The organism is Dietzia timorensis, assembly GCF_001659785.1.
Taxonomy (GTDB): Bacteria; Actinomycetota; Actinomycetes; order Mycobacteriales; family Mycobacteriaceae; genus Dietzia; species Dietzia timorensis.
Map to the genome: position 1 here is coordinate 1227300 of NZ_CP015961.1, position 14107 is coordinate 1241406.

A 14107-nucleotide genomic window follows, 5' to 3' on the forward strand; every position below is an offset into this window, starting at 1 on the left:
CTTTACAACGCGGGGCCGGAGGCGGCGCCGCCCGTCACGAATCAGTGCGGGCGGCGCCGCGGAGACAAGAGCAATCGATCAGCTGATCAGGTCGTCGAGATCGCCGTTGTAGCAGTGGTCGACCACTGGGCGAACCGAGTCGAACGTGCACTCGCGAGGGTTGGCGTCCGTGCAGGCATCGCCGAGGACGTGGTTGGTGATGTCGTCGATCGTCTGGTCGTCGCCGAGCACCTTCTTCTGGCCCTCGTAGAACGCCGTCGGTCCCTGGCCGAGCCGATTCTTCTCGTGGGTATCGGCCGTGATGTCGGTCATCTTCTCCGGAATGGCGCAGTCGCGCAGCAGTCGGATGGCGGCCTCGACCGCCGCATCTGCGGCACGCGGCGTCGTCATACCCGAGGTGTCGACGCCGAGTGCCTCGGCGATCTTGGCGAAGCGCTCGTATTCGGTGGAGAGGTTGAACGCCCACACGCGCGGCAAGGCGATAGCGTTGTTGAGGCCGTGGTGGGTGTCGAAGAACGCGCTGGTTGCGTGCGAGATCGAGTGGATGATCCCGAGGCCACCGGAGTTGAACGCCTGCGCGGCGATGTATTGGGCATACATCATGCCCTCGCGGGAGGCGAGATCCTCGCCGTTCCACGTCGCCTTGCGCAGGTTCTGGCCCACGAGCTCGATCGAGCGTAGTGCATTACCGAGGGACGGCTCGAAGTTCAGTCGCGAGACATAGGGCTCGGAGCCGTGAGCGAGGACGTCGAAGCCGCACTGCGCGGTAAAGCGGGTGGGGCAGTCGAAGTAGAGAGTCGGATCGTCGATCGCGAGCGTCGCCACGGCGGCGTCATCGAAGGCCACGTACTTGTGCGGCTTGGACGGATCGGTGGTCGTGTCCGTAATGACGTAGGCCCACGAGGTCTCCGAGCCCGTGCCGGCGGTGGTCGAGATAGCGATGTGCGGCGGGTTCTTTTGGTTCTCGGACTTGTTGAAGCCCTCGAATTCGTTGATGTTGCGACCGTCGTGTGCGACGGCGATGCGGGCGCCCTTACACGCGTCGTGAGACGAGCCGCCGCCGACCGAGATGAACGAATCACAGTCGTTTTCCATGAAGAGCTTTGCGCCGTCCATCGCGTTGTAGTCCTTGGGATTGGACTCGACCTTGTCGTACAGCACGACCTCGAGCCCGTGGTATTCGAGCGAGGCCTTGAGGTTGGACACGATCTCGGTGCCGCGAAGGCCAGAGGTCATGAGAAGGACTTTCTTGAACCCGAGTTTGAGCGCTTCGGGTCCGACGATCTCCACCGATCCCGGACCCATGAGAGCGCGGGGGAACGGGTGGAATTCCTTGATCGGGAACGGCTTGAGCAACTGATCGACCTGCATGGTGACCTCCGTCGGTCTAAAGAGGCGGAACCAGCGATCCGGTGCCGCCGCGATTGTGATGCAGGTCTCAATGTGGCACCGGGTGACGGCGGTGAGAAGGGCAATTCCCCAAAACTGAACCGAGGGATAGGGAGGTGTCGACCCTTGGTCAGTGGGTACCTGTCCACTTGGTGAGGGTGCAGGCGTGTCCACTCGGCGAGGTTTCAGCGAGCACGCACGTTTGGCTAGAGGGCGCCGAGCTCCCTGGCCCGCTCGATCGTCTGCAGCGCTGCGCTCTCGGCGGGCTGTGTGTAACTGCCGCCGAACAGGTACACGTGCGCCAAAAGTCCGAACAGTACGTGCGCGGGTATGTCTTTTTTCCAGCCTTCCGGCAGTGGGTGTGCCTCGCAGTACCCCTCATATATGACGCCGAGGTGCGGAGCGCTGAAGAGCGAAAGCATCGCGAGGTCCTCGAGTCGATGTCCGCCATGCGCAGAGGGGTCGATAAGGGTTCCCACCGCGCTCCCATCACTCGTGGCCCACAGGACGTTGCCCGACCAGAGGTCTCCGTGGACCCGCGAGGGCTTCTCGCGGTCACACCCGGCGATCCCGTCGAACGCCCCGGTCGCGATGACGTCGATCGCGTCGGAAACGACGCCGACCTGTGCGTCGGTCATGTTCGCCTCGGCGCGTTCGAGCATCGGACCGAGTCGGTCTGCGGACCAGAATTCACCGAACTCCTCGCGGGGCGTCGTGGGCACCTCGCTCGGTCGGTGGAGCGGGCCGAACCACGACTTCGCCGAAGGCGAGAAGCCGAATGCGGGGGCGCCCGCGTCGTGGAGCGCTGCGAGGCCACGCCCGAACTGACGGGCGTCGTCCGTGGAAGGGCGCCCCGAGGGGAGGTATTCGAGTATGAGTCCGTCGGCGTCGACATCGCGGACCTCGACGACGGGGATCGCCTTCGGTTCGGCGAGCCAGCGAAGCCCTGCCGCCTCCGCTTCGAAAAAGCCTTCGGGTGCCGTGCTGTCGGTCTTGGAGAACTCGCGCATGGAAACCAGGTTATCCGGGTGGGGCGGACTGAGGCTTGGCTCGATGCGGTCGTGTCGGCGCGTGGGTTCGACACGCGGTGTGACGAATCAGTGGATAACAATAAGGTAACAAACAACTTTAACAGACTCCGTTGATCTAGCTGCAAAGTTGAGTAAAACCTCAGGTATGACACTTTGGGTGCAGGTGTAAAAATGCCACGTCGCGAATCAAGCTTGTGGACGTTCGTCCAATAAATAATGAGGAACCCCTCACGTTTCTATGGCACGATGGCTCGCGGATCACAAGAACCACGTTCGCAAGCGCCTCGGCGCGGGGCGTGATTCCCGCAAATGGCGCAAGAACAAGGAGCCCGCTTTCGTGACTATCGATTACCGCGACCTCAAGGCCACTTCCCGGTTCGACGGGGACGAACCCGAAAACCTATCCGAGCCGACCCCCGCGCTGGCGGACGAGCTCGGGAGCGGGACGCCCTACGCCGTGGCCTTCGGAGGGCAGGGAATCGCTTGGCGCGAGGCGCTGAGCGACCTCGTTGACGGCTCGGTCGTTGCCGATGAGCTCGCGGCGATCGTCGGCGAGGCGGAAGTACTGCTCACGCCGGTGCGCGATGCGCTGTCGATCGCGCGCCCCGCGGGATTCGACCCGATCGGTTGGGCGAACGTGAATCACGAGGACCCCGAGCATGACAGGACTCCCGACGCCTCGGCTCTGAGCGCGGCGGCGGTGTCTATGCCGGCAGTGTTCCTCACCCAGCTTGGTGCGCTCCGCGCACTGGCTGCCGAAGGTCTCGAAGTCCACGAGATCCCGCCGGTCGCCGCGGTCGGACACTCCCAGGGTGTCCTCGCTGTCGAGTCGCTCGACACCTTCGGCAGTGCCGATGCCGAGCTGCTTGCCGTTGCCCAGCTCATCGGAGCTGCCGCGACGCTCGTCGGTCGCCGGGTCGGTCTCACGCGAGCGGGAGAGCGCTCGCCGATGCGCACCATCACGGGTGCGGAGAAGGCCGAGCTCGAGCAGATGCTCACCGAGCTCTTCCCCGATCGCGATACCGAGATCCACCGTCCCGTGCTCACCATCCGGAACTCGATCCGCCGCCACGTGATCGTCGGGCGTACCGAGGACCTCGACCGCTTCGAGCGGCACTGCGCCGAGCGCGAAAGTGCCGAGCGGGGCCGCCGCGAGGCGAAGCTCACCGGCGGAGACCCGTTCGCGCCGGTTTTCGATCACCTCGATGTCGAGGTCGGTTTCCACCACCCGGTGCTCGCAGGCGCCGTCGACCAGGTCTCCGAATGGGCCGGCCGCTGCGGCATCGGCGTCGACCGTGCGACGACGCTCGCCCGCGCCATTCTCACCGACCCCGTGGACTGGGTCGAGGAACTCGGCGACGCCGTCCATGCGGGCGCCCGCTGGGTGCTGGATCTGGGGCCGGGGCAGGCGCTCAACAAGCTCAACTTCACCGTGCTCCGCGGTCAGGGTGTCGGCTCACTGCCTGCGGCGACCCCAGGCGGGCTACGCAACCTCTTCACTCCGGGCGCCGCGCCGACGGTCGAGCTGCCCTGGAGCGCTCACCAGCCGCGCCTGATCCGTCTTCCTGATGGCACTACTCACGTAGAGACCTCGTTCACCCGTCTCACCGGAACCTCGCCCATCATGCTGGCAGGCATGACTCCTACGACCGTCGATCCGGCCATCGTCGCCGCCGCGGCGAACGCGGGCCACTGGGCGGAGCTCGCCGGCGGTGGGCAGGTCACCGAGGCCATTTTCTCCGCGAACACCAAGCGCCTGGCCGAGCTGCTCGAGCCGGGCCGCACGGCCCAGTTCAACTCCCTCTTCCTCGATCCCTACCTGTGGAACATGCAGGTCGGCGGCAAGCGCCTCGTGCAGAAGGCGCGCGCCGCCGGCATCCCGTTCGACGGCGTCGTCGTCACCGCCGGCATTCCCGACCTTGATGATGCGGTCGAGCTCGTCGACGAGCTCCGCGAGGCCGGCATCCGACACGTGTCCTTCAAACCAGGCACCGTCGCACAGATCCGGCAGGTCGTCCGCATAGCCACAGAAACGCCGCGCGTCCCGATCATCGTGCAGGTCGAGGGCGGCTGCGCCGGCGGGCACCACTCGTGGGAGGCCCTCGACGACCTCCTCCTCGCCACCTACGGCGAGCTCCGCGGCCGGCCGAACATCGTCCTCGCCGTCGGCGGCGGGATCGGCACGCCTGAACGCGCGGCCGACTATCTCACCGGGCAGTGGTCGCTCGACCACGGTTTCCCCGCGATGCCCGTGGACGCGGTCCTCGTCGGCACCGCCGCGATGGCCACCCTCGAGGCGACCACGAGCCCCCAGGTCAAGCAGATGCTCGTCGACACCGAGGGCGTCACCGGCTGGGTCGGCGCAGGCCAGGCCTCGGGCGGAATGGCCTCGGGCCGCAGCCAGCTCGGCGCGGACATCCACGAGATAGACAACGCCGCCGCCCGCACCGGGCGTCTCCTCGACGAGGTCGCCGGCGACGCCGACGCCGTCGCCAAGCGCCGCGAGGAGATCATCTCCGCGATCAATTCCACTGCTAAGCCGTACTTCGGCGACCTCGACGAGATGACCTACGCCGACGTCCTCACGCGCTTCGCCGCGGTGTGCGCCGGCACTCCGGCCGAGGCCGAGCAGGCCGCCGGCGTCAACGTTTTCGACTCCGGCAGCGACTTCGGCGAGGCCATCGCCAAGGCGCAGAACACCTCATGGCTCGACGTCACCCTCCGCGACCGCTTTCACAAGCTCGTCCAGCGCACCGAGGCCCGCCTCGACCCCCGCGACACCGGAACCATCCCCACGCAGTTCCCGACTCCGGCGAGCGTCGAGAACCCGGACGCCGTCCTCGCGGCGATCACCGCCCGCTACCCGGACGCGGTCTCCTCCACGCTGCATCCTGCGGACGTCGCCGAGTTCCTCGCGATCTTCCGTGCCCCGGGCAAGCCCGTCCCGTTCGTGCCCACAATCGACGCAGACGTGCGCCGCTGGTGGCGCTCGGACTCGCTGTGGCAGGCCCACGACCCGCGCTATGCCGCCGACGAGGTGTGCATCATCCCGGGCACTGTGTCCGTCGCGGGTATCGAGCGAGCCGACGAGCCCGTCGGCGAACTCCTCGACCGCTTCGAGGCCGCTGCCGCGCAGCGCCTGTCGGGCACTCAGCCCGACATCGACCCGGTCACCGCCCGTCGCCGCAACACCGCCGATGGCCCCGACACGCTCGTTACCGCGACTCTCGCCAGCCCGGACGTGCTCTGGGCGGGGCGCCTCGTCTCGAACCCGGTACACCGTCTCGGCGAGCCTTCGAGGTGGCTTCTGGATGACGGCGGAGCCGCCCACCACCACGAGAGCGGATCCATCCTCAGCGAAGGACCGGGGGATCGCGAGGTCGTACTCACCGTTCCCGTCGGCCGCTCGGACCTCTCGATCACCATAGAACTGCCGGCCGCCGTCGCTTCCGGCGCGGTGCCGTCGATCTCCGCCGACGCCGCGGCGCAGTCCATGCGCACGCTGCTGCGCACCGCCGCCGGCGTCGATGAGCTCCCGCCTGTCGAAGCAGGCGAGGCCGAGCTCATCACCTGGTATTCGCCGAACCGACGCGCGGACCACACAGGGGTTACCGGTTCGTGGATCGCACCGCCGCTCGCGCCGTCGGCGGGCGTTCCCGACGTGCTCGTCGGTTCCTGCTGGCCCGCGATCTTCGCCGTCATCGGAGCGGCCTCCACCCGCGCACAGTCGCCGACGCAGGCCGACCGCGCCATCGACATCGTCGAGGGCCTCCTCGACCTCGTCCACCTCGATCACGGCATCGTCACCCACGCCGCGTTGCCGGAGACGTCCGCAGAGCTGCGCATCAACGCCAAGGCGCGCGGCGTGCGAGACACCGAGCTCGGCCGCGTCATCGAGGTCACCGTCGATATCGCGACAGCACACGACGGGGACCGCCTGGCCACGCTGCGCGAGCGCTTCGCGATCCGCGGCCGCACCGGACAGGCCGAGGCCGGAGAGCCCAATCGCTTCGGCGGGGCACTCGTCTCGGGCGACGGCACCACGGGCGCGAAGGTCGAGGAAACAACGCGCCAGCGTCGTGCCAACGTCACCTTCACGGCCCCTCTGGAGATGACCGCGTTCGCGCACGTCTCCGGCGACCACAACCCGATCCACGTCTCGACCACGGCCGCCAAGTTGGCAGGGCTGGGCGACGTCATCGTGCATGGCATGTGGTTGTCTGCGGCCGCGCAGCAGGCGGTGCAGGCGAGCGATGGCACGACACCGTCTCCGCGTATCGTCGGCTGGACTGCACGCATGCTGGCGCCGGTGCGTCCGGGCGCGACCATCAACGTCCGCGCCGAGCAGACCGGACGCGTCGCGAGCGGTCCGCATCTCGGCGGTCAGGTTCTCGAGGTGACCTGCAACGTCGACGGTTCGCCGGCGATGATGGCGACCGCGATCACCGCGCCGCCGCGCATCGCCTACGTGTTCCCGGGGCAGGGCATCCAGTCCGCAGGCATGGGCATGGAGGGCCGCAACCGCAGCCGTGCGGCACGCGAAATCTGGGACCGCGCAGACGAGCACACGCGCGCCACGCTGGGCTTTTCGATCCTCGCGGTCGTCCGCGACAACCCCACCGAAGTGACTGTTCGAGGCACCACTTATCGCCACCCCGACGGGGTGCTCTACCTGACGCAGTTCACTCAGGTCGCCATGGCGTGCCTCGCTGTCGCACAGGTCGCCGAGCTCCGCGAGGACGGGCTGTTTATCGATGGCTCCTACTTCGCAGGGCACTCCGTCGGCGAATACACCGCGCTCGCCGCGATCTCCGGGACCCTCAGCCTCGAATCGCTATTGGAAATCGTCTTCAAGCGCGGTCTTGCGATGCATACGCTCGTCCCTCGCGACGCCGAGGGCAACTCGAATTACCGCCTCGCGGCAATCCGTCCTTCGCAGATGGGCGTCGCCGACGCGGACGTCGCCGACTGGGTGGCCCGCGTTTCCGAGGAGGCGGGGGAGTTCCTCCAGATCGTCAACTACAACCTCGCCGGATCCCAGTACGCGATCGCCGGAACCGTGGCCGGCTGTGAGGCTCTGGAGTCCGCCGTCACTACTGCCGTAGAGCGGCACGGCGGGAAGGCTGCCTTCGTGCTGGTTCCGGGCATCGATGTGCCATTCCACTCGCAGGTCCTTCGTGACGGCGTGCCCGAGTTCCGAGCAACTCTCGACTCGCTGATCCCGCACGAGATCGACATCGATGTACTCGTCGGTCGTTACATTCCGAACCTCGTTCCGCGCCTGTTCTCGCTGGACCGAGATTTCGTCGCGGAGATCGCCGACTACGTCGAGTCCGCAACCCTCGACAACGTTCTCGACAGCTGGGACGACTGGGCCGCGCAGCCGAACGCGCTCGGCCGGCTCCTGCTCATCGAGCTGCTGGCCTGGCAGTTCGCGAGCCCCGTCCGGTGGATCGAGACCCAGGACCTGATGTTCGACGCTGCCGATAACGGCGGGCTAGGCATCGAGCAGTGCCTCGAGGTGGGTGTCGCGTCCGCACCGACGCTGGCGAACCTCGCGGCGAAGACGCTCGCGCTCCCGCAGCACGAGGGTTCGGCGCTCACGCAGGTGCTCAACATCGAGCGGGACGCCGCGACGCTGTGGGGCACTCTGCCGCCGAGCATCGACGACGAAGACGACGGTGATACGGAAGTAGAGGGCGCCGGCGACGCGGAGTCGGCGGCGGACGCCGCGCCGAGCGAAGCTCCTCCCGCGACGACCACGCCCGCAGCTCCGCAGGCGGCGGCAGACGCGCCGCGTCCCGACGACATCGCATTCGACGCGGGTGCGGCGACGAAGCTCATCGTCGCGCTGCGCACCAAGATCCGCCCGGACCAGATCACCGGTTCGGACTCGATCGAGACGCTGTGCGACGGCGTCTCGTCGCGACGCAACCAGCTCCTCGTCGACCTCGGCTCCGAGCTCGGCCTCGGTGCGATCGATGGCGCAGCCGAAGCAGAGTTCACCGATCTGACCAGCACTGTAGGGCGGATGGCGCGTGCATACCGGGCCTTCGGTCCCGTACTCACCGATGCGATCGGCGACTCTCTGCGCCCCGTGCTCGGACGCTCCGGCAAGCGCCAGAGCTACATCGCCGATCGTGTGAAGAACACGTGGCAGCTCGGCGAGGGCTGGACCGATCACGTCATCGCGCAGATCGCGCTCGGCACCCGCGAAGGCGCCTCCACCCGCGGCGGCGACCTCGCCCTGTTCGATGCCGCGTCCGCCTCGGACGCCGCTGGCCTCGATTCGCTCATCGATTCGGCCGTGACGGCGGTCGGCAGCGAGAACGGTGTATCCGTCACCATGCCGGCCAGCGAGACCGGCGGCGCAGCGACGATCGATGCTGCCGCGCTCGGCGAGTTCACCGAACAGATCACCGGACGCGACGGCGCGCTTGTCGCCGCGGCACGGACGCTTCTCGCGAAGCTCGGACACCTCGATACACAGACCGTCGACCTGCTCTCGGGTGGTGAGGGCTCGGCCGCGGACGCTGACGCGGAGCTCGCCGAGCTAGTCACCGCCGAACTCGGCAGCGACTGGCGCCGTACCATTGCACCCGCATTCGATGCCCGCCGTGCGGTGCTCCTCGACGACCGCTGGGCGACCGCCCGCGAGGACCTCGCCCGCATCTGGGCCGGGGAACTCGCCGTGTGCCCGGACTCCTTCGTAGGGGCCGGCACCATCGTGGCCTCCCAGTCCACGTGGTGGTCCGACCAGGCAGCGGCCGCAGGCCGCGAAGACCTGGCTGGCGCGTACGAGGAGATCGCCGGATACGCCGCAGATGCGTCTGCCGGGAAGTACGCCGACCAGGTGGCCGTGGTCACCGGAGCAGGGCCGGGATCGATCGCCTCCGCCGTCATCGGCGACTTGCTTGCAGGAGGCGCCACCGTGGTGGCGACCACCTCCAACCTGTCCGATAAGCGACTCGCGTTCTACAAGGACCTGTATCGGGACCACGCCCGCGGCGCAGCGGCACTGTGGGTGGCGCCGGCGAACCTCGCCTCTTTCGGCGACGTCGACGCGCTGATCCGGTGGATCGGCGAGGAGCAGTCGGTGACGATGGGCGGCGCGACCGAGCTGATCAAGCCGGCTCTTACCCCGACCCTGCTGCTCCCGTTCGCCGCGCCGCGCGTGCAGGGCAGCGCCGCCGACGCCGGACCGCGCGCCGAAACCGAGATGCGCGTGCTGTTGTGGGGCGTGGAGCGGCTCGTCACCGGGTTGGGAGAGCTCGGCGCCGACACGAACACCGACGCCACGATGCACGTCGTGCTGCCGGGCTCGCCTAACCGCGGGCTGTTCGGTGGGGACGGCGCCTACGGCGAGGCGAAGGCCGCGCTCGACGCGCTCGTCGCCAAGTGGGGTTCGGAGAAGGCGTGGTCTTCGCGGGTCTCGTTCGCGCACGCCTTTATCGGCTGGGTGCGCGGCACCGGTCTGATGGGACACAACGACCCGCTCGTCGCCGAGGTCGAGGCCGCCGGCGTGCGCACGTGGTCGACCGAGGAGATGGCGGCCGAGTTGCTGGCCGGCTGCACGCCGGCCGCACGCGAGCAGGCCGCGGTCGCCCCGCTTCGACTCGACCTCACCGGCGGACTCGGGGAGGCGAATATCGATATGGCGGCCCTTGCCGAGGGACGCACCGCGCCAACCGCGGCCGAGGACTCCGCGGACTCCGCGGGCACGCTGTCCGCCCTGCCCAACCTGCCGCGGGTTCTGCCCGATGCGCGCCCCGACTGGGGCACGGTCGAGGCGGACCTCGAGGACATGGTGGTCGTCGTCGGCACCGGCGAGCTCGGGCCGTACGGCTCGGCGCGCACCCGTTTCGAGGCCGAGGTGTCCGGCGAACTTTCCGCCGCGGGGATCGTCGAACTGGCCTGGTCGACCGGAATCATCGAGTGGGAGGACGGACCGAAGCCGGGCTGGATGCTCACCGAAACTTCTGAGCCGATCGCCGAGTCCGACATTGCGGAGCAGCTCCGCGAGGAGGTCATGGCGCGCGTCGGAATCCGCCGCTACGCAGATGACGGCGAAATGCTCTCGGGTACCTCGCCGGCGCTGTCCTCGGTGTTCCTCGATGAGGACCTGTCCTTCGTCGCCTCCGACGAAGCCGAGGCACGCGCCTACGCCGAGGCCGACCCGGACAATACAGCCGTAGAGTTCGACGCCGAAGCAGGCGAGTGGACGGTGACGCGCAAGGCCGGCACCGAGATCCGCGTGCCTCGCCGCACGACGCTTACGCGAGTCGTCGGCGGGCAGATCCCCACCGGTTTCGACCCCGCTGCGTGGGGGATACCGGCCGAGATGGTCGACTCCATCGACCGCGTGGCCGCATGGAATCTCGTGGCCACCGTGGACGCGTTCTTGTCCTCGGGCTTCACCCCGGCGGAGTTGCTGGCGAACGTGCACCCGGCGGACGTGGCGAACACGCAAGGTACCGGCATGGGTGGCATGTCCGCGATGCGCAGTCTCTACATCGACGGGATCCTCGGGCGTCCCCGCCAGGGCGACATCCTGCAGGAGGCGCTGCCGAACGTCGTGGCCGCGCATGTCATGCAGTCCTACGTCGGCGGATACGGATCGATGGTCCACCCGGTCGCGGCGTGCGCCACGGCCGCGGTGAGCGTCGAGGAGGGGTTCGACAAGATCCGCGGCGGCAAGGCGGAGTTCGTCGTCGCCGGCGGCTTCGACGACCTGTCGATCGAGGGAATCCAGGGCTTCGCCGACATGTCGGCGACCGCGGATTCGGCGGAGATGGCCTCGAAGGGCATCGACGAGCGCTACTACTCTCGTGCCGGCGATCGGCGCCGCGGAGGCTTCGTCGAATCCCAGGGCGGCGGCACGATACTGCTCGCCCGCGGCGATGTCGCGGCCGAGCTCGGCCTACCCGTGCACGGTGTCATCGCGTGGGCCGCCTCCTACGCGGACGGTGCGCACACCTCGATCCCGGCGCCGGGCCTCGGCGCGCTCGGCGCGGGCCGAGGCGGCTCGCGGTCGCAGCTCGCACGGAACCTGGCAAAGCTCGGTATGACGGCGGACGACCTCGCCTTCGTGTCGAAGCACGACACGTCGACCAAGGCCAACGATCCCAACGAAGCCGATCTGCACGAGCGCCTCGCCGAGGCGCTCGGGCGAACGGCGGGGAATCCGCTGTTCGTCGTCTCGCAGAAGACCCTGACCGGGCATTCGAAGGGCGGCGCCGCCGCGTTCCAGCTCATCGGGCTGTGCCAGGTGCTTCGCTCTGGCGTGCTTCCCCCGAACCGCTCACTCGACTGCCTCGACGACGCGATGTCCGGCGCCGAGCATCTCGTGTGGCCGCGGCAGCCGCTGCGGCTCGGCGAGTCGATGCCGCTGCGCGGCGCGCTGCTCACCTCGCTCGGATTCGGGCACGTGTCCGGACTGATCGCCATCGCTCACCCGGAGGCGTACTACCGGGCGGTCGAGGTGCAGCGCGGCAGCGAGACGGCCGAGGCCGCCCGAGAGCGCGCCGCCGTGCGCGAGCGCGAGGGCGCGTGGACGCGGGTGCGCGGAATCTACGGCGGGGCTCCGCTCTACGAGCGCCCGGTCGCTCGCCGCCTCGGCGAGGGCAGTGCCGCGGAAATCAAGGACTTGGAAGCGGCCATGCTGCTTTCACCAGACTCCCGAGCTGATGCAGACGGGGTGTTGTCTGCATCGGGTGGCCTCATAGGTCGCCACTCGGTAGGCCAGGAGTGAGGACCTGGTGAACACGCGGGAAGGGCGTGTTGGCGTTAAGGGCGTCGGGGTTGACGTAGTCGACCTCGGCGCCTTCGCCGCGTCTATAGCCGAACCGGGCACCCGCTTCGCGAACGTATTCTCTGCCACCGAACGTAGGCAGGCACGTGACGCCGCCGAGCGGCGCGGCGCACGCGGCGACGACGCCCAGCACCTCGGCGCACGCTGGGCGGCGAAAGAAGCATTCATCAAGGCCTGGTCGGAAGCTCTTTACGGCCAATCACCTCCGATCGCGCCCGAGGACGTGCGGTGGCCGGAGATCTCCGTCGTCTCCGATGCGTGGGGGAGACCGGCGATTCGCCTCGGCGGACGGATCGCCGAGGCGGTCCGCGCGAGCCTCGGCGAGGTGCAGATCAACCTCTCCTTGAGCCACGAGGGCGACACGGCGACGGCGTTCTGCGTACTCAGTTGAGAGGTGAGCACGAACGGACAACCCTTCCCGCGGGCCTCTGCACATCATCTACCCATGACCACACACGAAAATCCCGAAGGCTCGACCACCCCATCGACGATGTCCTACGTCACCTCGTTCGACGTTGCGGCGCCGATCGGCGAGGTATTCCGTGTCGCAACTCGTCCCGTCCTGTGGTGGGGCGAGATGATCCACGGTTCCTCCAACGCTCTCGGAGATCGTTTCGAGTGGAACGTGCCCGGCCAGCACTTCAACGCCTTCGAGGTAACGGAATACGCTCCCGGCAGAAGGTGTGCGTGGACCGTTCTCGCAAGCGGGAAGGAGCACGAGGCCGACGAATGGGTAGGCACGGTTGTGGAATTCACGTTCACCTCGGCTGGGAACGGGACGGCCGTGACTTTTGAGCACCGGGGGCTGACACCCTCACTCGAGTGCTACGACATGTGTTCGCGCGCGTGGAACTACCACCTCGACGTCGGCCTTCGCGCCTACCTTGACGGCGAGACCGCCAGGCCGCTGACGTACGGCACCATCGACGACGTGGTCGCAACGATCGGGTCGAGCGGCCAGATCGAATAGGAAAAGACCGTAGACTCGCGCTCATGTCGAACGTCGATGCCCACGTCAGCCAGATCCGAATCCGCAACGAATCTCCCACGGACGTGGGCGCGATCGACGCGGTAACGCGCGAGGCATTCGCGGGCGCCGAGCATTCGGATGGCACCGAGCAGGACATCGTCGCCGCACTCAGGGACGCGGGGTCGTTGTCGGTATCGCTTGTTGCCGAACTCGGCGGCGAGGTCGTAGGGCACGTCGCCGCGTCCCCGGTCCGGCTCGACCCGGTTGCAGAGGGCAAGTGGTTCGGGATCGGACCGCTATCGGTGCGGCCGGACAAGCAGAGGCAGGGGATCGGCGCGGCGCTCATGGAGGCAGCGCTCGAGCAGCTCGGTGAACGAGGCGCGGCCGGGGTGGTCCTTCTCGGCGACCCCGAGTACTACCGGCGCTTTGGCTTCGTGCAGGCGGCGCCGCTCCGCTTCCCGGACGGCCCGGCCGAATACTTCCAGGCCAAATTCCTTGGGACCCGCGGAGGGGACGGGCCGGAATTTCCGGCGTCCGACGTCATATATGACGATGCTTTCGGCGCGGAGGACGCGAACACGGGCACAGGCCAGGCTGCTGCTTGGGTGCAGAAGACCTCGAGGCTATCGCGGTGGTCGCCACTGTCGGTCGGGTCCGTGGGGGCAGTGGCTTCGGCCGGATCGGTGCTGTCTTTGGGGTCGATCCTGTCGCTGGGCTCCGTGGGGTCGTTGTTGTCTATCGGATCTAGCGGCTCGATCTTGTCCATCGGGTCGACCGGATCGATCCTGTCGATCGGGTCGGCTGGGTCAATTCTCTCGATCGGGAAAGCGGGCGCGTTCCGCAACCGCCGCTCGGACTGCGGGGACTGCGGAAGGGAACGCTAGCGAATGACGGCGGCCCGCCTGC

General features: G+C 68.0%; 6 protein-coding genes. 4 read left to right on the plus strand and 2 right to left on the minus strand.

Annotated features, from left to right (window positions below; translation table 11 throughout):
- Window positions 1–78: 78 nt before the first annotated feature.
- On the minus strand, window positions 79–1371 hold the full coding sequence (gene mdo / locus BJL86_RS05655) for an NDMA-dependent methanol dehydrogenase (RefSeq protein ID WP_067470659.1): 1293 nt from the start codon (window positions 1369–1371) through the stop codon (window positions 79–81).
- Window positions 1372–1595: 224 nt separating this feature from the next.
- On the minus strand, window positions 1596–2399 hold the full coding sequence (locus BJL86_RS05660) for a fructosamine kinase family protein (protein WP_067470657.1): 804 nt from the start codon (window positions 2397–2399) through the stop codon (window positions 1596–1598).
- A gap of 358 nt (window positions 2400–2757) precedes the next feature.
- On the opposite strand from BJL86_RS05660, the gene BJL86_RS05665 reads away from it, so the two are divergent.
- From BJL86_RS05665 to BJL86_RS17560, 4 genes are read left to right on the plus strand one after another with little or no spacing between them, the layout of a single operon-like run.
- Complete coding sequence (locus tag BJL86_RS05665; RefSeq protein WP_075845155.1) at window positions 2758–12171, plus strand: type I polyketide synthase; 9414 nt, start codon at window positions 2758–2760, stop codon at window positions 12169–12171.
- 7 nt (window positions 12172–12178) lie between these two features.
- The gene (gene acpS, locus BJL86_RS05670) at window positions 12179–12622 is read left to right on the plus strand and encodes a holo-ACP synthase AcpS (RefSeq protein ID WP_067477107.1); all 444 of its coding nucleotides are present in this window, start codon (window positions 12179–12181) and stop codon (window positions 12620–12622) included.
- Window positions 12623–12676: 54 nt separating this feature from the next.
- A complete protein-coding gene (locus BJL86_RS05675; protein ID WP_075844870.1) occupies window positions 12677–13201 on the plus strand; it encodes an SRPBCC family protein in 525 nt (174 codons plus the stop codon).
- A 23-nt stretch (window positions 13202–13224) separates the two neighbouring features.
- Window positions 13225–14085, plus strand: coding sequence for a GNAT family N-acetyltransferase (locus BJL86_RS17560; protein WP_075844871.1), 861 nt, complete (start codon window positions 13225–13227; stop codon window positions 14083–14085).
- The last annotated feature ends 22 nt before the right edge of the window (window positions 14086–14107 follow it).